The 19,593-nt window shown below is 62.6% G+C and carries 21 protein-coding genes; 12 read left to right on the top strand and 9 right to left on the bottom strand.

Annotated elements, in window-relative coordinates; all coding sequences use genetic code 11:
* Window positions 1-14: 14 nt before the first annotated feature.
* Complete coding sequence (locus NKH90_RS14810) at window positions 15-425, top strand: BA14K family protein (RefSeq protein ID WP_352687867.1); 411 nt, start codon at window positions 15-17, stop codon at window positions 423-425.
* Between the two features lie 69 nt (window positions 426-494).
* On the opposite strand, the gene NKH90_RS14805 is transcribed toward NKH90_RS14810, so the two are convergent.
* The 3 genes from NKH90_RS14805 to NKH90_RS14795 all read right to left on the bottom strand — a co-directional run bounded on the left by NKH90_RS14805 (window position 495) and on the right by NKH90_RS14795 (window position 2,663).
* Entirely contained in the window at window positions 495-1,136 is a 642-nt protein-coding gene (locus tag NKH90_RS14805) for an MBL fold metallo-hydrolase (RefSeq protein ID WP_352819925.1), read from the bottom strand.
* A 176-nt stretch (window positions 1,137-1,312) separates the two neighbouring features.
* Window positions 1,313-1,624, bottom strand: coding sequence for a hypothetical protein (locus tag NKH90_RS14800; RefSeq protein WP_352450492.1), 312 nt, complete (start codon window positions 1,622-1,624; stop codon window positions 1,313-1,315).
* 145 nt (window positions 1,625-1,769) lie between these two features.
* Window positions 1,770-2,663, bottom strand: a complete 894-nt coding sequence (locus NKH90_RS14795; RefSeq protein ID WP_352450493.1) for a branched-chain amino acid aminotransferase — start codon at window positions 2,661-2,663, stop codon at window positions 1,770-1,772.
* A gap of 249 nt (window positions 2,664-2,912) precedes the next feature.
* Here NKH90_RS14795 and NKH90_RS14790 point away from each other — a divergent pair, with 249 nt between their 5' ends.
* From NKH90_RS14790 to NKH90_RS14775, 4 genes are all read left to right on the top strand, one after another.
* Complete coding sequence (locus NKH90_RS14790; RefSeq protein WP_352456926.1) at window positions 2,913-3,440, top strand: MarR family winged helix-turn-helix transcriptional regulator; 528 nt, start codon at window positions 2,913-2,915, stop codon at window positions 3,438-3,440.
* Window positions 3,427-4,146, top strand: coding sequence for a response regulator (locus NKH90_RS14785; protein ID WP_023678415.1), 720 nt, complete (start codon window positions 3,427-3,429; stop codon window positions 4,144-4,146). The genes NKH90_RS14790 and NKH90_RS14785 overlap by 14 nt, the downstream gene beginning before the upstream one ends.
* 50 nt (window positions 4,147-4,196) lie before the next feature.
* Window positions 4,197-5,612: an ATP-binding protein gene (locus NKH90_RS14780; protein ID WP_352541020.1), complete on the top strand. Its 1,416-nt coding sequence runs from the start codon at window positions 4,197-4,199 to the stop codon at window positions 5,610-5,612.
* Window positions 5,613-5,818: 206 nt separating this feature from the next.
* On the top strand, window positions 5,819-6,841 hold the full coding sequence (locus NKH90_RS14775) for a glycosyltransferase family 4 protein (protein ID WP_352819924.1): 1,023 nt from the start codon (window positions 5,819-5,821) through the stop codon (window positions 6,839-6,841).
* Between the two features lie 12 nt (window positions 6,842-6,853).
* Here NKH90_RS14775 and NKH90_RS14770 read toward each other — a convergent pair whose 3' ends face one another.
* The 3 genes from NKH90_RS14770 to NKH90_RS14760 form a co-directional block, all read right to left on the bottom strand.
* The gene (locus NKH90_RS14770) at window positions 6,854-7,213 is read right to left on the bottom strand and encodes a tRNA-binding protein (protein WP_352778020.1); all 360 of its coding nucleotides are present in this window, start codon (window positions 7,211-7,213) and stop codon (window positions 6,854-6,856) included.
* Window positions 7,214-7,219: 6 nt separating this feature from the next.
* The gene (locus NKH90_RS14765) at window positions 7,220-7,720 is read right to left on the bottom strand and encodes a type III secretion system chaperone family protein (RefSeq protein WP_023678420.1); all 501 of its coding nucleotides are present in this window, start codon (window positions 7,718-7,720) and stop codon (window positions 7,220-7,222) included.
* 331 nt (window positions 7,721-8,051) lie between these two features.
* On the bottom strand, window positions 8,052-8,354 hold the full coding sequence (locus tag NKH90_RS14760) for an accessory factor UbiK family protein (RefSeq protein ID WP_352683971.1): 303 nt from the start codon (window positions 8,352-8,354) through the stop codon (window positions 8,052-8,054).
* A 131-nt stretch (window positions 8,355-8,485) separates the two neighbouring features.
* Between NKH90_RS14760 and lgt the strand changes: the two genes are divergently transcribed.
* From lgt to NKH90_RS14730, 6 genes are all read left to right on the top strand, one after another.
* Window positions 8,486-9,337 carry a prolipoprotein diacylglyceryl transferase gene (gene lgt / locus NKH90_RS14755; protein WP_352541017.1) on the top strand — a complete coding sequence of 284 codons (852 nt, stop codon included), beginning with the start codon at window positions 8,486-8,488 and terminating at the stop codon, window positions 9,335-9,337.
* A complete protein-coding gene (locus NKH90_RS14750) occupies window positions 9,334-10,422 on the top strand; it encodes a class I SAM-dependent methyltransferase (RefSeq protein ID WP_352541016.1) in 1,089 nt (362 codons plus the stop codon). The genes lgt and NKH90_RS14750 overlap by 4 nt, the downstream gene beginning before the upstream one ends.
* Window positions 10,423-10,560: 138 nt before the next feature.
* Entirely contained in the window at window positions 10,561-11,349 is a 789-nt protein-coding gene (gene pgeF, locus NKH90_RS14745; RefSeq protein WP_352683930.1) for a peptidoglycan editing factor PgeF, read from the top strand.
* Window positions 11,349-12,500: a M24 family metallopeptidase gene (locus NKH90_RS14740; protein WP_023678425.1), complete on the top strand. Its 1,152-nt coding sequence runs from the start codon at window positions 11,349-11,351 to the stop codon at window positions 12,498-12,500. The genes pgeF and NKH90_RS14740 overlap by 1 nt, the downstream gene beginning before the upstream one ends.
* 54 nt (window positions 12,501-12,554) lie before the next feature.
* Window positions 12,555-13,172, top strand: a complete 618-nt coding sequence (locus tag NKH90_RS14735) for a hypothetical protein (RefSeq protein WP_352819923.1) — start codon at window positions 12,555-12,557, stop codon at window positions 13,170-13,172.
* A gap of 253 nt (window positions 13,173-13,425) precedes the next feature.
* Window positions 13,426-14,361, top strand: coding sequence for a ribose-phosphate pyrophosphokinase (locus tag NKH90_RS14730; protein WP_254819191.1), 936 nt, complete (start codon window positions 13,426-13,428; stop codon window positions 14,359-14,361).
* Between the two features lie 99 nt (window positions 14,362-14,460).
* Here the strand turns inward: NKH90_RS14730 and NKH90_RS14725 are convergent, their stop codons facing one another.
* Entirely contained in the window at window positions 14,461-15,342 is an 882-nt protein-coding gene (locus NKH90_RS14725; RefSeq protein WP_352770932.1) for an AraC family transcriptional regulator, read from the bottom strand.
* 128 nt (window positions 15,343-15,470) lie between these two features.
* Here NKH90_RS14725 and NKH90_RS14720 point away from each other — a divergent pair, with 128 nt between their 5' ends.
* Window positions 15,471-16,721, top strand: coding sequence for an MFS transporter (locus NKH90_RS14720; protein WP_352469748.1), 1,251 nt, complete (start codon window positions 15,471-15,473; stop codon window positions 16,719-16,721).
* A 142-nt stretch (window positions 16,722-16,863) separates the two neighbouring features.
* Here NKH90_RS14720 and NKH90_RS14715 read toward each other — a convergent pair whose 3' ends face one another.
* Window positions 16,864-18,054, bottom strand: coding sequence for a glycerate kinase family protein (locus NKH90_RS14715; protein ID WP_352819922.1), 1,191 nt, complete (start codon window positions 18,052-18,054; stop codon window positions 16,864-16,866).
* A 1-nt stretch (window position 18,055) separates the two neighbouring features.
* Window positions 18,056-19,426, bottom strand: coding sequence for an SLC13 family permease (locus tag NKH90_RS14710; RefSeq protein ID WP_352819921.1), 1,371 nt, complete (start codon window positions 19,424-19,426; stop codon window positions 18,056-18,058).
* Between the last annotated feature and the right edge of the window lie 167 nt (window positions 19,427-19,593).

Here is a 19,593-nt window from a genome sequence, read left to right as displayed (position 1 = left end):
CGAAGGAGACTGACATGAACCGAATTTTCAAGACTGCCATCCTGTCCGCCGCGGTCGTTGCGACCACGCTTGCGACCTTGCCCGCGGCCAATGCCGACGAATGGCGCCATCACCGCCGGCACCACGGCAACGGCGACGCCGTTGCGGCCGGCGTGCTCGGCCTTGCGGCCGGTGCCCTGATCGGCGGTGCGCTCGCCAGCCCGCAGCCCCGCTATTACGACCCGGCCTATGATGATGAATACTACAGGCCTGCCCCGGTGCGCCGTTATTACGTGCAGCCGCGAGTGGCCTATGCCGAAAGCTATGCGGAGCCGTGGACCCGCGGCTGGTACGAATACTGCTCGGACCGCTACCGGAGCTTCAACGCCCGTACCGGCACGTTCACCGGCTATGACGGCGAACAGCATTTCTGCACCGCCAATTAGCGGAGGCAGTTTCCCGTCGGAAAAAAGCGCGGTCGCACAGGCCGCGCTTTTTGTTTCCGGCAAGCGGTTTCAGACCAGAAAAGGATTGCTCCGCCGCTCCTCACCAAAACGGCCGCCGGGACCATGGCCGCAGATAAAGCCGATGTCGTCGCCCAACGGCAAAAGCTTCTCCTTGATCGAGGCGATCAGCGCGGCGTGGTTGCCGCCCGGCAGATCGGTGCGGCCGACCGAACCGCGGAACAGCACGTCGCCGACATGGGCGAACTTCGCAGCCCGGCTATAGTAGACGACGTGGCCGGGTGCATGGCCCGGACAATGGAGCACCTCGAACACGTGCGAGCCGAACGAAACGGTCTCGCCTTCGGCAAGGAACCGGTCGGGGACACAGTTGCGCACGGGATCGGTGATGCCGTAGCGCTTTGCCTGGTTCTCGAGATTGGTGAGCAGCGGCCGGTCGGCGGCATGCGGACCGATGATCTCGATACCGAGCGCCTCCTTCAGTTCCATGGCCCCGCCGGCATGGTCGATATGGCCGTGCGTAATCCAGATCGCGCCGGCAGTGATCGCATTGTCCTCGAGCGCCGCCAGCACCTTGTCGATGTCGCCGCCCGGATCGACGACAACGCCTTGCCTGTCGTCCATGTCGAAGAGGATGGTGCAGTTCTGCTGGAACGGCGTGACCGGCACGATGCCGGCGTTGAGCTGACCCATATTCGTCCTTTCACGCTGTCGGAGCGCTGCGCGTCCCCTCGAACGCGTCAGGAGAGCTCCAACCTTGAACCAGGCCCTGATGTAGAGACACACGCGAACGGCGTCCACCGCTCCCACAAACGGCAAACGAAATGGGCGGCCGAAGCCGCCCATTTGAAAACCTGAAACGTCAAAGCTTATTTCTTCATCGCGTTCATGACCGCACCGATGATGCCGGTCAGGATGGCGCCGCCGCCGGCACCGCCAACGATATTTGAAATGTTCAACGCGCTGCCGGCCCCTGCCGCCGTGGCGGCGGCTGCCGGATCGACCGAGCCACCCAGCAGACTGTTGAGGATGGCCGCACCGCCGACGCCGCCGACAGCGCCGCCCAGGATTTTGGTAAGCTGCCCCATCGCCGCAGTCTTGATAGCCGCGCCAACCGCCTGACCACCGATGATACCCGTAATCACCTGAATAATGATCGGAAGAAGCGTGTTCATATCCATATTTCCAGTCCCTCCATAGCTGCCAGCCTCCCGGGCCGACCCCATCATGAGACGCCGAATTGTGTGAAAGTCAAATGCAGAAGCGCTTAAATAAAAGGGGCGGCCCGAAAACCGCCCTTACTAGTTAAAAAAGCTGTGACTTTCGTTATTCTGCAGCGATTGCGTGCTTGGGCTGAACGGCCGCAGAATAGTCATTCATCAGCGTCTTGGCGATTTCGCCGACCTCGAATCGGTATGGACCGATCTCCGAAACAGGCGTCACCTCGGCTGCCGTCCCGGTGAGGAAGCACTGCTGGAAGCCTTCAAGCTCATCCGGCATGATGGCGCGCTCGATCACCTCCAAACCGCGGTCCTTGGCAAGGCCGATAACCGTGCGGCGGGTGATGCCGTCGAGGAAGCAATCAGGCTTGGGCGTATGGATCTTGCCGTCCTTGACGAAGAAGATGTTGGCGCCTGTCGCTTCCGCCACCTGGCCACGCCAGTCGAGCATCATGGCGTCGGCATAGCCCTTGGCCTCGGCGGCATGCTTGGACATGGTGCAGATCATGTAGAGTCCGGCCGCCTTCGATTTCGACGGTGCGGTGCGCGGGTCGGGGCGGCGCCATTCGGCCATGTCGAGGCGGATCCCCTTGAGCTTCTGCGCCGGGTCGAAATAGCTTGGCCACTGCCAGATGGCGATGGCGCAGTTGATCCGACTGTTCTGTGCGGAAACGCCCATCTGTTCGCTGCCGCGCCACGCGATCGGCCGGACATAGGCGTCCTGGAAACCTTGCTTCTTCAACAGCGTGCGGCAGGCGTCGTCGATCTCGGCGACCGAGTAGGGTATCTTGAAGCCAAGCAGGCGCGCCGATTCATGCAGGCGTTCGGTGTGGTCGGTCAGCTTGAAAATTTCGCCCCCATAAGCGCGCTCGCCCTCGAATACCGCGCTGGCGTAGTGCAGCCCGTGGGTCAAGACGTGGATCTTGGCGTCGGCCCATTTGACGAATTCGCCGTTCATCCAGATAAAGCCGTCCAGTTGGTCGAAGGGAACGGATGCCATGGTAACCTCCCGCGGGCGGCAGCCCGCACATCATTGTGTCGTTGCGTGTTTCGCCTCGGCCGCTGCGGGCGGCCATTGTCTCAAAGCGTAGGCGGATATTTAAGGTCTGGCAAACTCAGGAAGTTCCGGAAAAAACGGCTTCGCTTGCCTTTTCGTTCGCAATCCGCCGAAAAGCTTGCCAAAAATTACCATCGCGCGGAAAATACGTCAATAGTGCTGACATAATTTCCTACTTCACACGGAGAAAAGATGACGAGCCACGCAGCCGCAGAGCCGATCAGGACAGCGATCACCGACGAGGACGGCATCGATTTCGCCATCATCGAGTTGTTCTTCTTCGCCTATCGCGACTTTACCTCCGATCCGGACCAGATCCTGGCCGATTACGGTTTTGGCCGCGCCCATCATCGGGTGTTGCATTTTGTCAATCGCCGGCCCGGCCTGACGGTCGCCGAGCTCCTCGATGTGCTCAAGATCACCAAGCAGAGCCTGGCGCGCGTGCTCAAGCAACTGATCGACACCGACCATATCGTGCAATTGCAGGGCCCCCGCGACCGCCGCCAGCGCGAGCTTTATCCGACGGCCAAGGGCCGTGCTCTGGCGCTGGCACTGGCGCGGCCACAGTCGCGCCGCATCCATGCTGCATTGGAAGATTCCGGAGCCACCGAACGCGCCGTTATCGAACGGTTCCTTGAAGCGATGGTAAATCCGGAACTAAGGGCGCAGATCGACATTGTGCCCGCAAAGATGTCAGGGAAAAACCATGGAGACCATTGAGAGGGTTGATCATCCGACAGCACCGGAAGACGACGCGCCGCATCTGCTGGTGGTCGACGACGACACCCGTATCCGCAATCTTCTGAAACAGTATCTGACCGAAAACGGTTTTCGCGTCACCGTCGCCGGAAATTCCGGCGAGGCGAGGCGCAAGCTCGCCGGCCTCGACTTCGATCTGATCGTGCTCGACGTCATGATGCCGGGTGAAAGCGGCGTCGATCTCACCAAGGCGCTGCGGGCCGAGAAAAACGTGCCGATCCTGATGCTCACCGCACTGTCCGAAACCGACAGCCGGATCACCGGGCTCGAGGCCGGTGCCGACGACTATCTGCCTAAACCGTTCGACCCGCGCGAGCTGATCCTGCGCATCAACAATATCCTGCGCCGCGGCGGCCCCGCGACGACGCCCAAGGTCGAACAGCTGGTCTTTGGCCCCTATACGTTCCAGATCGCCAGGCGTGAGCTGAAGCGCGGCGGCGAGGCGCTCAAGCTGACCGACCGCGAGCAGGAAATCCTGGCGATCTTCGCTGCGCGTGCCGGCGAAACGATACCGCGGCATGAGCTTGTCGGCGATGAATCCGAGGTCGGCGAGCGCACGATCGACGTCCAGATCAACCGGCTGCGCCGCAAGATCGAACGCGATCCGTCCAATCCGGTCTGGCTGCAGACCGTGCGCGGTATTGGGTATCGGCTCAGCGTGGAATAGAATGCCGCCGACAGCGGCCCTTTGCCGGGTCCCGGTGAGCGAAAGGACGAATGGCGACCACGCAACTCGAACGGCCGGGAGATGGCGGCTTCAGCGCCCGCGCGACGCGGGCGCTCAAGGCCGTGCCGCGCGCCTGGAACCGTTTCTGGCGCCTGGTGTCGCTTTACATGCCGAAGCGGCTCTATGCCCGCTCGCTGATCATCGTCATCGCGCCAATGATCATGCTGCAGTCGGTCGTCGCCTTTGTCTTCATGGAGCGCCACTGGCAGACCGTGACGCAACGCCTGTCGCAGGCCACGGTGCGCGACATCGCCGCCATCATCGACCTGATAGAGACCTATCCGCATGACGCCGACTACGCCAACGTCATCCGCATCGCCCAGGATCGCATGCAGCTGAAGGTCGACCTCCTCCCGCCCGACCCGCTGCCGCCTCCCGGGCCAAAGCCGTTCTTCTCGATCCTCGACGAGATCCTTTCGTCCGAGATCACCCGCCAGATCAACCGTCCGTTCTGGATCGATACGGTCGGCAATTCCAATATCGTCGAGGTCCGCGTCCAGCTCGAGAACAAGGTGCTGCGCGTCTTCGTGCGCCGCAGCCAGGCCTATGCATCGAACACCCATATTTTCCTGATCTGGATGGTCGGCACCTCGCTGGTGCTGCTGATGATAGCCATTCCCTTCCTGCGCAACCAGATCCGGCCGATTCTGACGCTGGCCGAGGCGGCCGAGAGCTTCGGCAAGGGCCGGCCGATGCCGCGCGATTTTCGCCCGCGCGGCGCCGAGGAAGTCCGCCGCGCCGGCTTTGCCTTCATCCAGATGCGCGAACGCATCGAACGCCAGCTCGAGCAGCGCACCGCCATGCTGAGCGGCGTCAGCCACGATCTGAGGACCATCCTCACCCGCTTCAAGCTGCAATTGGCGCTTGCCGGGACCAAGGCGGCCGATACCCAGGCACTCGATCAGGACATCGACGACATGCAGTCGATGCTGGAAGGCTACCTTGCCTTTGCACGCGGCGAAGCTTCGGAAGATGCCGGTCAGTTCGATCTCGAAGCCTTCTTCGACAAGCTTCGCGAGGAAGCCGCGCTGCGCAAGCGCAAGCTGTCGACCGTGCTTGTCGGCGATCCGCATGTGCACGTGCGCCCCAATGCCTTTGCGCGGCTGCTGTCCAACGTCGTCGGCAATGCATTCCGCTATGCCAAGACGGTGGAGATCAATGCCAATCATGGGCGCGGTTCGCTGCTCGTCACCATCGACGATGACGGCCCGGGAATTCCGCCCGAAAAGCGAGAGGATGTATTCAAGCCGTTCGTGCGGCTGGACGAGGCCCGCAACCTCGACGCCAGCGGCACCGGCCTTGGCCTCTCCATCGCACGAGACATTGCCCGCAGCCATGGCGGCGACATTGTCCTCGAACGCAGCCCGCTCGGCGGCCTTCGGGCGGTGATCAAGGTCCCCGCTTGACGGCAGCGACACCCGGGCCTTCATCGGCCCGTCATGAAACCATGGTGAAGAGCGCCAATGAAGCGCGCGATCCTGATTGATTCGGCCCTGCGGCCTCATTTCGACCCCGCGCCTGCCCAGGTGCGCTGGTGCGACGCCCGAGCTGCGGCGTGGTCGCCGCTCAGGCGTCGCGGCGAGGCAATCAAGCTTGCCGCCAAGGGACCGCCATGCGCATCCTGATGGTCACCGACGCCTGGCGCCCGCAAGTCAACGGCGTCGTCCACACGCTGGAGCGTCTCTCGGAGACCCTGAAATCCTTCGATATCGAGACGGACTTCCTGACGCCGAATATCTTTCGCACCCTGCCTCTGCCGACCTATCCCGATATCAGGCTGGCGCTGACGACGCCGCACCGCGTGGCGCAGCTGATCGAGGCACGCAAGGTGGACCACATCCATATCGTCACCGAAGGACCGCTCGGCATTATGGCCCGGCGCTACTGCCGCAACGCCGGCCGCCCGTTCACGACCAGCTATCACACACGTTTTCCGGAATATCTGAGCGCGCGCCTGCCGGTGCCTGAAGCATGGGCCTATCGCTGGCTGCGTGATTTCCACAATTCAGGACAGGGCACGCTGGTTGCCACCCAGTCGCTTGCCGACGATCTTGCGGCCCGCGGCTTCACCAAGCTCCGGCCGTGGACGCGCGGCGTCGACACCGATCATTTTCGGCCGGACAAAAGAAAGGACCTGGGATTTCCCGGACCGATCTTCCTCTGCGTCGGCCGCGTCGCGATCGAAAAGAACCTGCCGGCCTTCCTAGGCCTCGATCTGCCCGGCAGCAAGGTGGTCGTAGGCGAAGGGCCGGAATTGGCGAAGCTGAAGGCCAGATATCCCGATGCCCATTTCGTTGGCCATCGTCCGAACGACGAACTGGCCGAGATCTACGCCTCGGCCGATGCTTTCGTCTTCCCCAGCCGTACCGACACGTTCGGCAACGTCATCATCGAGGCGCTGGCCAGCGGCACGCCGGTCGCAGCCTATCCCGTCACCGGACCCATCGATATTGTGGGTGACGGCATCGGCGGCGCGGTGTCGGACGACCTGCGGCAAGCAGCGCTCGCCGCCCTTCACGTCGACCGCGCCGAGGCGCGGCAACGCGCAATGCGCTACAGCTGGAAGACCTGCGCGGAAATGTTCATGGAAACGGTCGAAGAAGCGCTGGGTACCAGGCGTAAACTGGCTGCGTGAACAACAGCGCAGCTAGAACAACCTGCCGCCGTCCGGCACTTTGCGTTCGATTGCCCCAAGCACCACCGCGCCCTCTTCATCGGGAAAGCCGAGCGTCAGCACTTCCGACATGAATGGCCCGATCTGACGCGGCGGGAAATTGACCACAGCGAACACCTGCCGGCCGATCAGGGCTTCGGGCAAATAGTATTTCGTGATCTGGGCCGAGGATTTCTTCACTCCGATCACGGGACCGAAATCGATTTTCAACTTGATCGCCGGCTTGCGCGCCTCGGGAAAAGGCTCTGCCTCGACGATCGTGCCGGCGCGGATGTCGACGCGGTCGAAATCGGCAAAGCTGATCTCGGGTTTTCGCGCGTTGCTCGAAACCATCGACGGTCAGGCGTTTCCGTAAGTTTCGAACAGCACGCCGGCCAACGCATCCTTGGCCGAAGTTCCTGACCAGACGACGAACTGGAACGCCTGGAAATAGCATTCGCAGGCCTCCAGCGCCGACGACAGCAGCACCTCGACCTGCTGGCTCGACGGCTCGACCCCACCGGCCAGCAGCAGCGACTGGCGGAACATGATGGCGCCTTCCTGCTCCCAGAGATCGAAATGGCCAAACAGCATCTGCTCGTTGATCAGCGAAAGCAGCCGCATCACCTCGAGCGCGCGCGCCTCCGGGACCTTGATGTCGAAGGCGCAGGCCAGGTGCAGCGCCTCGTAGTCCTCCATCCAGGAGAATGAAACGTGGTAGTCGGTCCAGCTTCCGGCAACCGAGATCGAGATCTCGTCGTCGCCGGCCCGCTCGAAGGACCAATCGTTATTGTGCGCCACCTGCTCGATAACATCCACCGGATGGATTTCGCGGGAGAATTCGAGTTCGAGAAGTTCCATGAAATGCTTCCTGTCGTTCTGGGAGCGCCACCACACGCTCCGCGGGAGAGGCACACTCGAACAATTCTGCCTAGAACTCGGACGGCCAGGACTTCGTCAACGCAAAGACCCCGGACCGGACCCCACCGCCCGGCGCATGACCCTGCTCCGAATCATGCAACAAATTCAGTCTATTGATCGGGAGTCGCGTGACCAGCCAAATTTTTCGCACTGCGTCATTCGCATGTGGAAAGGCGCTGTCACAAAGATTCACGCAGTACCGGTAAGCGATTCACGACAAAGCGCTTTTTGCGATCCGGCTTTGTGGAAAAGTTTAACGATTTATTTCTTTTTATTTTTTTGCACGCGGCTTTGACGCAGCCGCAGGCGCTGGTTGACCGGTCAATTCGGCAAGCCTGGCCTCGAGCGCCTCGATGCGAGCGGCGAGGCGGGTGTTTTCTTCCCTGGCCTTCGCCGCCATGTCGCGAGCGGCCTCGAATTCCTCGCGGTGCACCACGTCCATGGAGTTGAGTATGCGCTCGGCCTGGCCCCTGAAGGCGGTCTCCACCTCGCGCCGCACGCCTTGCGCGGCACCGGCTGCATCGGTCATCAGCTTGGCGAATTCATCGAGAATGCGGTTCGGTCCGGTCGCCATGGCAAATCCTCGCTTGGTCGAATTGACGTAGTGGCGCGCGATTCGGAATGCAAGCATATGCTTGCCTTGACCCCGCCAAAAGCCTGCCGCATGGTCCGCGCCCGAACCTGATTGGGAACCCGGAGACCCTGTTGAGCGAATATTTGCTGCCGCTGGCCGCCCTGCCCTTTCCCAACATCGACCCGGTCATCGTCCGGATCGGACCGCTGGCGGTGCATTGGTACGGCGTCGGCTACATCGTCGGCATTCTGTTCGCCTGGTGGTATGCCAAGCGCCTCGTCACCAACCCAAAACTGTGGCCCGACGGCACCCTGCCGATGAAGCCCGTCGACCTCGACGACTTCATCGTCTGGGCAGCCATCGGTGTGGTGCTCGGCGGACGCACCGGCTACGTGCTGTTCTACGACCTGCCGCGCTACATCGCCAATCCGCTCGATATCGTCGCCGTCTGGCAGGGCGGCATGTCGTTTCATGGCGGTCTGATCGGCGTCATTGTCGCAATGACGCTGTTTTCCCGGTCTCGCGGCATCCGCACATGGTCGCTGTTCGACGTGGTTGCCGCCGGCGTGCCGGTGGGGCTTGGCCTCGTTCGCCTGGCAAACTTCATCAATTCCGAACTATGGGGCCGGCCGACCGACGTTCCATGGGCATTCGAATTCCCCAATGGCGGTCCATTTGCACGCCATCCGAGCCAGATCTACGAGGCGCTGCTCGAAGGGCTGGTGTTGTTCCTTATCCTGCGCTTCCTCACCCATTCGCGGCTCAAGCTGAAGACGCCGCGCTTCGTCGGCGGCGCCTTCATCGCCGGCTATGGCGCCTCGCGCATCTTCGTCGAATTCTTTCGCGAGCCCGACCAGCAGCTTGGCTACCTCCTTGGCACGAGCTGGCTGACCATGGGAATGGTGCTGTCACTGCCGATGGTGCTGGCCGGCATCTGGGCGATGGCTACAGCCAAGCCGGTGACAAAACCGCAGCCGGCATGACGCGGCTGAAGACCCGCATCGCCGAGCTGATCGGTGCGGTGGGACCGATCCCCATCAGCGAATACATGGCGCTCTGCCTGTTCGATCCGCTGGACGGCTACTATACGACACGCGAGCCGTTCGGCGCCGCCGGCGACTTCGTCACCGCGCCGGAGATCAGCCAGATGTTTGGCGAACTGGTCGCCATCTGGCTCTACCAGGCGTGGCTGGCGATCGACCGGCCGACGCCGGTCGCCATCGCCGAAATAGGCCCCGGCCGCGGCACGCTGATGAGAGATATGCTGCGCACGCTTTCGCGGCTCGATCCGACGCTTACCGCCAGCGCATCGTTCGCCTTGATCGAGACCAGTCCGCGGTTGACCGAGGTCCAGAAACGAACGCTTGCCGGGACGTCGGCCACCGTCGCCTGGCATGAGGCCGTGGACACACTACCGCAGGCGCCGCTTCTGATTGTTGGTAATGAGCTGTTTGACGCGGTGCCCATCCGCCAGTTCGTCCGCGCCGGAGCCGGCTGGCGCGAGCGGATGATCGGTCTCGACGATGCGAACCGGCTGCGCTTTTTCGTCGGCGCCGGCTCGCTCGACCCGATGCTGCTGCCGGAGGGTGCCGAGAATGCGCCGGAAGGTGCGATCGTCGAGGTGGCGCCAGCCCGCGCCGCCCTGATGGCGGCCATCGCCGGGCGACTTGCCGGATTTGGCGGCGCCGGCCTGTTTCTCGACTACGGTCACCTCCAGCCCGGGATCGGCGACACCTTGCAGGCCTTGCGCAAGCACCGTCATGAGGACGTGCTGGCCAATCCGGGGCGGGCCGATCTCACAGCCCATGTCGATTTCGCTGCCCTCGCGGCAACCGTTCGGGCACACAGCCTCGATGCCCACCTCTCAACGCAAGGTGAATTCCTGCTCAAGATGGGGCTTCTCGAACGAGCTGGCCGGCTCGGCGCCAATGCCGATGAGGCAGCTCGCGAAAAGATCGCGGCCGACGTCGAGCGCCTCGCCGGCCCGCTGGCCATGGGCGAACTCTTCAAGGTGCTTGCCGTCCTCCCCGCCGGCATTGCCGTTCCGCCGTTTCCAAGCATGGATTGACTTTTCGCTGCCGCCTCTCCCACTCTCCCATCTCCGACTAGCGGCCGACATCAACTGCGCCAGCCTTAAACTGACCAGCCTTCAACTGCGCCCTTCAACTCGCTTGACGAAATCGCCCATACGGACAACAAAGCCGCCATGCTGAATCAGACCAAACCGGATCCCGTTCGGTCGCCCTTGCTGGAAACGGCGCAAGGCATCCGCCACGGCTACTTCACGCGCGTCGGCGGCATTTCCAGCGGCATCTACCGGGGCCTCAACATCGGCACCGGCTCGAACGACGACCAGACGCTGGTGCGCGAGAATCGCCGCCGGGTCGCCGAATGGATGGGCGTGCCTGCAAACCATCTGCTGACCGCTCACCAAGTTCATTCGCCGGACGTCGTCATTGCCAGGGAGCCTTTTGCCGGCGAGCGGCCCAAGGCCGACGCAATTGTCACCGACCGGCCGGGCATTGCCGTCGGTGCCTCGACCGCCGACTGCGGACCGGTCCTCTTCGCCGACGCCGAGGCGCGCATTATCGGCGCCGCCCATGCCGGCTGGAAAGGCGCTTTCACCGGAGTGCTGGAAAACACCATCGCGGCAATGGAAAGCCTCGGCGCCCGGCGCGACCGCATCGTCGCAGTGCTCGGTCCTTCGATCGGCCCACGGAATTACGAAGTCGGACCGGAATTCGTCGCCCGTTTCGTCGACGCCGATGCCGGCAGTGCCCGCTATTTCGCGCCCTCCGCAAATGCCGGACACGCGATGTTCGATCTCAACCGCTACACGGTCGACCGGCTGACCAGGGCTGGCGTCAATGCCGAAGGACTTGGCCGCTGCACCTATGCCGAGGAAGAGCTTTTCTACTCCTATCGGCGCAGCACGCATCGCAACGAGCCCGACTACGGGCGGCAGGTTTCGGCAATCGTTTTGGAGGCTGACTGATGGCGCTGCATTTCGAACGCTCGGAATTCGACGCGCGGCGCGATCGACTGATGATCGAGATCGCCGAAAAGAAGCTCGACGCCGTCCTGCTGTTTGCCCAGGAAAGCATGTATTGGCTAACCGGCTACGACACCTTCGGCTTCTGCTTTTTCCAGTGCCTGGTGGTCAAGGCCGACGGCTCGATGGTGCTGCTGACGCGTTCGGCCGACTTGCGCCAGGCGCGCCACACCTCGATCATCGACAACATCGTTTTGTGGACGGACCGCAACGGCGCCAATCCGGCGGTAGATCTGCGCAATCTGCTCAACGAGCTTGACCTGCTCGGCGCCCGGATCGGCGTCGAATACGACACCCACGGCCTGACCGCCTATAATGGCCGGCGCCTCGACGAGCAGTTGCAGACCTTCGGGCAGATCGCGGATGCCTCCGGCATTGTCAGCCGGCTACGGCTATTCAAGAGCCCGGCAGAAATCGCCAAGGCGGAAAAAGCCGCAAATCTGGCCGACGACGCGCTGGACGCAGCACTGCCGCTGATCAAGCAGGGTGGCGATGAGGCGCTGATCCTCGCCGCCATGCAAGGTGCGATCTTTGCCGGCGGCGGCGATTATCCGGCCAACGAGTTCATCATCGGCTCCGGAGTCGACGCCCTGCTTTGCCGCTACAAGGCCGGTCGCCGCAAGCTCACCAAGAACGACCAGCTGACGCTCGAATGGGCCGGTGTCTTCCACCACTACCATGCGGCAATGATGCGCACGGTGTTGACCGGCAAGGTATCGAAACGCCACCAGGAATTGTTCGATGCCGCCCGCGCCGCGCTACTTGCAGTCGAGAAGGCGATGACGCCCGGCAATACGTTCGGCGACGTGTTCGACGCCCATGCCCGCACCCTCGAAGCCCACAACTTGACCAAGCACCGGCTCAATGCCTGCGGCTATTCGCTCGGCGCCCGCTTCACCCCGTCCTGGATGGATATGCCGATGTTCTATCAGGGTAATCCCGAACCGATTGCGCCGAACATGACGCTGTTCGCCCATATGATCATCATGGACTCCGAAACCGAAACCGCGATGACGCTTGGCCGCACCTATCTGACCACCGAATCCCAGCCGAAGCCGCTGTCCCGCCATGATCTCGACTTGATCGTGCAGTGAATCCATAATGGAGAGAGTGTGAGGGGCGTTCGTCGCCAAGGAGTTTTCAGGCTAATGAGACGATCGCATGTGACGACCGTGTCATTGCTCGTGGCGCTGGCACTGGCGGCCTGCACCAATGCGAAGGACGTTCTCGAACCCTCGGCCATTGCCCCGCAATCGACGCAATCCCTCTCCGGAGCCGGAGGTGCCGCGACGCCCCCCGCAACTCCGGCTCAGCCTGCCGGCACCGCGCAAACTGCAGATACGGCGCAGCCTTCCGCTGCAGCCGTGCCGCCCGCCAAAAGCGCGGCTGCCATTGCGCGGACCCGGCTGCAGGTGGCGCCGATCGTCGGCGCCTCGGTAGAAGCCGCGACACCGCTGACCGCCGAGCTTCAGACACGCGCCAGGCAGCGCGGCATCACCTTGGCCGGCAGCACCGACCAGACCCCAACACATGTGCTCAAGGGCTATTTCTCGACCATGACGGAAGGCAAGGACACTACCGTCATCTATGTCTGGGACATCTATGACCCGGCCGGCAACCGGCTGCATCGCATCAACGGCCAGCAGAAGGCGCCCTCTGTTGGCGGCGGCGAAGGCTGGACGGCGGTCGCCCCGGCGACCATGCAGGCAATTGCCGACCAGACAATCGACCAGTTCGCCACCTGGCTTGGCGGCGGCGCCGGCTGACCTGGAGTATGATTTCCGAAAAGTGAATCCGGTTTTCGGAAAAGACCATCCTCAGACTGAAAGATAGAGCTATCCCCGATTCCGTCGGCATCGAAGTGGACCTATCGCGGCATCGTCAAGCCGTAAGCGTTTATTGAGATTAGCCGGCGGATTCCCATTCACGACGCTTGCAATACCGGCGCGGGCCGCTAAAAGCCCGACTAAGAGGCTGGAGTGCTATCGGAGTCTCTCAATCCTTCGCCAGGAACGGTGCATGAAGCTCTTCGCGGGCAATTCCAACAGGGTGCTGGCCGAATCAGTCGCCCGCTACCTCAACATTCCGCTGGGCAAGGCCAGCGTCAGGCGCTTCGCCGACCAGGAAATCTTCGTCGAGATCCAGGAGAATGTGCGCGGCGAGGACGTCTTCATCCTGCAGTCCACCTCGTTCCCGACCAACGATCATCTGATGGAACTGCTCATCATGATCGACGCCTTCATGCGCTCTTCGGCCAAGCGCATCACTGCGGTTATTCCTTATTTCGGCTATGCCAGGCAGGATCGCCGTGCCTCGGGCCGCACACCGATCTCGGCCAAACTGGTCGCCAACATGATCACGAGGGCGGGCGTCGACCGGGTGCTGACCCTGGATCTCCATGCCGGCCAGATTCAAGGCTTCTTCGACATCCCGACCGACAATCTGTTTTCCGTGCCGGTCATGGCCCGCGACGTAAAGGCGAAATACAAGCAGCTTGCCAATGTCATGGTGGTGTCGCCGGATGTCGGCGGCGTGGTCCGCGCCCGCGCGCTCGCCAAGCGCATCGACGCCCAGCTTGCCATCGTCGACAAGCGCCGCGAGCGCCCCGGCGAATCGGAAGTCATGAACGTCATCGGTGACGTGCGCGGCAAGGATTGCCTGTTGATCGACGACATCATCGATTCGGGCGGCACGCTGTGCAATGCGGCCGATGCGCTGCTTGCCGATGGCGCCACCAGTGTGACCGCCTATACTACCCATGGCGTTTTGTCCGGCGGCGCCATCGCCCGCATCGGCGCCTCGAAACTGCAGGAACTGGTCATCACCGATTCCATCCAGCCGACCCAGGCAGTGCTGGACGCCGCCAATATCCGCGTCATCTCCATCGCCGAACTGATGGGCGAGGCGATCTCGCGCACGGCGACCGAGGAATCGGTGTCGAGCCTGTTCGATTAATGCGTGTCGCGCAAAACTGTGCAGCGGTTTTGCGATAACGACATGCATACAACAAGAACCCAAAGCGCGTCGCATGAGGCCGGTCGAACGCGACGCCCTTCAGGGCTGCGCCTCAGGCCGAGCCGGACCACTTGTTCGTCGCACACCTTCGCCAGCATCACGGGCGCCCCGCATGTAACCGCGTGGCGAGGCTCCCAGCATGCGCTTGAACATGGTGATGAACGCCGGCACGCTGTCATAGCCGAGATCGAGCGCCACCCTCGTGATCGGCTCGCCGTCGGCCAGCCGTGGCAGCGCCGCGAACAGACAGGCCTGCTGACGCCAGGTCGACAGCGACAATCCGGTCTGGCGGTGGAACGCGCGGGTGAAAGAGCGGCGGCTCATGCCGACGATAGCGGCCCACTCGTCGATCGTCGCATGCGGTGACGGTGCCGAGACGAAGCGCCGGCACAGCGTCGCCAACCTTGCATCGGACGGGAACGGAAGGCCGAGCGGCCGTTCCGGCAGGTTCGGGATTTCGTGCAGCAGGAGCTTCATGATCAGTCCGCCCCGCCCCTTCAGCTCGGCGCCTTGCGGCAGCTTTTCCGATTCCACGATCAGGCTGTGCATCAGGTCGGTGATGCCGACGACACGCAACCCGTCCGGCAGGCCGGGAATGGCCTCCGGCATCACATAGACGGACCGCATGCTGACGTCGCCCAGCATCTCGACGGAATGTTCGGTGCCGGCGGGGATCCACATCGCGTGGTCCGGAGGCACCATCCAGCGCCCATGCCGCGTCGTCACCAGCACGACACCGACCAGCGCGTGCAGCAACTGGCTGCGGCTATGATGGTGCCGTGGCACATGGTAGCCGTCCGGATATTCGGTCGGCAGCGCCACTGCCGGCCCGACGGCCTCTTCCAGCCATTGCCAGCGACGCTCATGCAACAGCCCGAGATCGGTGTCGCCCGCTCTGAACATTTCCCTGCCATGCGGCATCAGCTATGGCCCACTTGCGAAACTATTGGACCAAACCACGAAAGAAGTCGCGTGACAAGCAACGTATAAGGCTGCGCCCTATAAGACCGCCTGCGGGAGCGCCCGCCAAAAAGACCACGGAGCCTGCCTTGACCGATACCACAGCAACCGCCGACGCCAAGCCGGCAGCGGCCAGCCACATTTCAGCTCAGGCGACGGCCTTCACCGTCATCCTGGCGGTGAGCTTCTGCCATTGCATCAACGATATCATGCAGTCGCTGCTGTCGGCGATCTATCCGCTGCTGAAGGACAATTACGGTCTCGATTTCTGGCAGATCGGCCTTTTGACTTTTACCTTCCAGGTGACGGCATCCTTGCTGCAGCCGGTGATCGGCATGATTACCGACAAGCGGCCGATGCCTTATTCGCTGCCCTACGGCATGGCTTCTTCGCTGATCGGGCTGGTCGTGCTGGCCTATGCCGGACATTACTCGCTGCTCCTCATCGGCGCCTCGCTGATCGGCATCGGCTCGGCGATCTTCCACCCGGAATCCTCGCGCATCGCCCGCTTCGCCTCCGGTGGCCGGTTCGGTCTTGCGCAGTCGCTGTTCCAGGTCGGCGGCAATTTCGGCCAGGCGATGGGGCCGCTGCTGGCAGCCTTCATCGTCGTGCCCTTCGGCCAGACCAGCATCGCCTGGTTTGCCGGCGGCTCGCTGATCGGCATCATCGTGCTGTGGCAGGTTGGCGGCTGGTACAGCCGCCTGCGCGCCGCACAGGGCACCCGCAAAGCGGCAGGCTTCGTTTCGCCTTTCCCGCGCCGCAAGGTCCTGGGCGCGCTGGCGGTGCTGACCTTGCTGGTATTGACCAAGAACGCCTACATCGCCAGCCTGTCCAGCTACTACACCTTCTATGCCATCCATAAATTCGGCGTTTCGGTGCAGATGTCGCAGGTCATGCTGTTCCTGTTCCTCGGCGCCTCGGCCCTGGGCATCCTGCTCGGCGGCCCGTTCGGCGACCGCTACGGACAGAAGGCGATGATCTGGTTCTCGATCGTCGGCGTGCTGCCCTTCACCCTGGCCCTGCCCTACGCCAATTTCGAGTGGACAATGGTTCTCACCGTGCTGATCGGCCTGATCCTGTCCTCGGCCTTCTCGAACATCGTCGTATTCGCGCAGGAACTGGTGCCCGGCCGGGTCGGCATGATCGCCGGCATCTTTTTCGGCTTCGCCTTCGGCATGGGCGGCATCGCGGCCGCCGTGCTTGGCGTCGTCGCCGACATGAAGGGCATCGATTTCGTCTTCCAGGTCTGCTCGTATTTGCCGCTGCTCGGGCTGCTGACGGTTTTTCTTCCCAACATGAAGGAGGCGAGGAAGCTCAAGGCGGGGACCACGATCGGGTGAAGTTTGGGTTGGACTTCGGCTTCCCCGCCCACCGGGCAGCGCGAAATTCGGTTCTCGACATAGACTTCGAGCCGGTCAGGGCCGCCGCTTAGCGACATCGCGGCCATTGGCTGACACGCTCCGTCATCTGAAACACGCTCCGTCATCTGAGCTTGAAAGCACGCGTCGCCCGCATCAGCCGGAATGCCTGCTCGGCAGCGTTCGCCAGCAGCGTGTCGGCGTCACGGATCGCGTCTTCGAGGGAACACGGTCGGCACAGAATGCTGAAGAAGGCATCGATGCCGATGTCGTGGGTCGCCTCTGCACCTGCTCCGATCGTTCCGGCCAAGGCGATGACGGGCAGATTGTGACGTTTCGCGCGCCGGGCAATCTCGGCTGGTATCTTTCCAAAGCTCGTCTGACCATCCAGGCCACCCTCGGCTGTCATGACGATGTCGGCGTTTGACAGCCGATGATCGAGATCCATATACCGCAGGATCAGGTCGAAGCGCGGATGCAGCCGGGCTCCAGCAAAGGCGTGAAGTCCGGCGCCGAGTCCCCCGGAAGCTCCTCCGCCGACAAGCGGCGTCACGTCGACGCCGAGGTCGCGGCGAACGACGTGAGCGACATTTTCCATGCCCTGCTCGAGCAAAACCACCTGATCAGGTGTTGCACCCTTTTGCGGGCCGAACACCCGAGCGACGCCTCTCTCGCCGAGCAGCATGTTGTAGGGATTTACCGCGACGTCGACACGAACATTCGAAAGGCGATGATCACGACTGGAAAGATCGACACGAGCTAGCGATGAGAGGGCCGAGCCGCTCCCCGAAATGGGACGGCCGCCGCCATCGAGCAGACGCACGCCTAATGCTTGGGCCATGCCGGTTCCTGCATCGTTGACACCCGAGTCACCGCAGCCGATCAGAATTCTTTCCGCGCCAAGATCGAGCGCAAAACGAATCAACTCACCAACCCCATAACTTGTAGTGCGGGTCGGGTCACGCATGTCAGTGGGGACGAGCCGGAGCCCGGCAGCCGCCGCGATTTCCAGAACTGCAGTCCGTTTCTTTCTTCGCCCGAGAAAACCGACATTGGCCGCCACGGGTTGTCCCACCGGTCCCGTCACTGTGACGGAATGCAGCTCGCCATCAGACAATTCAACAAGGGTCCGCGTAAAATCCTCGCCGCCATCCACCATTGGAAGGCCCAGGATCTTTGCTGTCGGAACGGCATTGCGAACGCCGCGCGCCAATGCAGCGATGACATCACGAACGCCGAGGCTCTCCTTAAAGCCGGAGGGTGCGACCAATACTCGAAGCCGTCTTCGTTTCGTCAATCCTTTCTTTTTCGACATTCTACGGCTCTCCAACAAGTTGCAGATGGAGCGTGTTGAGCAGGGCTCCGGTGGCTGGCCACACGGTGACCGCGAACACGACGATGAGGATGAACTGCATCGGCAGCAGGATTGAGCTGAGCAAGGCGAGGTCTTTCGGGCCGTAGCCTTCCTCGTCGACCCCCGCGAAAAGCGCCACCGGTTTCGCGCAGATCGCGAGGGTTTGGCAAAAGCCGGTCGCCGAGACGAGGACAAACATTGCCAGGAGAGGGTCGAGCCGCGCTGTCGATGCGAGCATCAGCGCCGGGGGCAGCAGCACCGAGACACGCGCCGTGCGACTGTGGATCACGAGATGACTGAAAAGCCCAAGCAAGGCTAATAAGGAGATAAGCGCCAACGGACCCAAGCCGGTGCCGCGCAGCGGATCGACAGTCGTCTCGATCAACCACCGATTGAGGCCTGATGCCGTCAGGCCGTCTGCCAAGCAGATCGTCGCCGCCAGAAACAAGAGCAGCTTCCACTCCGCACTCTTGATTGCATCGCCAAACGCCACGGAGCCTACTCTAGGAAGTGTGGCCAAGAGAGCGCCGCCAAGAGCGACAACGGTGGCATCAAGTCCGTGGACAGGTTCGGTCAGCCACGCGGTGACAACCCCGCCGGCGATCCAGAGTATCGGCTGCCGTGCCAATCCGGCACCGCCACTAGTCACCGTCGTTGGCTGCAAAAGGGTCATCCGCCGTTCGACCGGCGACAGGAAAAGCCGGAGCAGGCATTCGACCGAAAGGAAGGTGCTTACGGCCGCAAACGGCAGGCCGAAAGCGATCCATTCCAGATAGCTTACTTTCACACCCGAGAGGCGGCCGACCATTTCGATCGCCAGCAGATGGGCACCGGCGCCGACGGGCGATGCAATGGCCGAGAGCAGGATAACAGTGGGGAACAGCAGCGCGAAGGCCCTTCGCAACCGGGCGCTTCCACAGCGTCCCGCGATCGCCTGAAAGGCGGGGATCATCAAAGCTGCGCGACCTGAGGTCGACGGAATGACGAAGGCTGTGGCGATCATGACGGCCGTCAAGGAATAGGCGATTGCGCGAACCGATCGCATGCGCCCCGTCACGAGGCCGAGAACGCGATCTGCGACCCCACTCGCCTTGAAGGTGGCCGCCAACATGAAGGAGGCAAGCAATAGCCAGATCAACTCATCGCCGAGCGCATGAAACAGCGCGCCTGGATCACGGTTGACCAGCAGCGCCATTGCCAGCCCGGCGGCGATCGCAACGAAGGTGTCGTCGAACGGCGTCAGGGTCCACCCGATGATCGCGACAAGCAGGATCTCGAGCGCTCGCCGGGCGTCGGACGGGAGCGCGGAGAGGCCGAATTCAATGATGGCCACACACAGGGATACACAGGTTCCGATCAGTGCGGCTCGCCATATCGGCCAGAGCACCGGCGGTGTCCTTTCCCGAAGGGTGGCGTCACTGTCGGTCCGAAAATCTACTTGTGCCAACCGAAACCTCGTCTAGTTCGCCGCCAACGTGGCGATGAGGGCGTCGCACACCC

The sequence above is a fragment of the Mesorhizobium sp. M0898 genome, from assembly GCF_040319695.1.
Lineage (GTDB): Bacteria > Pseudomonadota > Alphaproteobacteria > Rhizobiales > Rhizobiaceae > Mesorhizobium.
The sequence above is the reverse complement of the archived record's forward strand: the minus strand, read 5'-3'. Positions and strand labels throughout refer to the sequence as shown.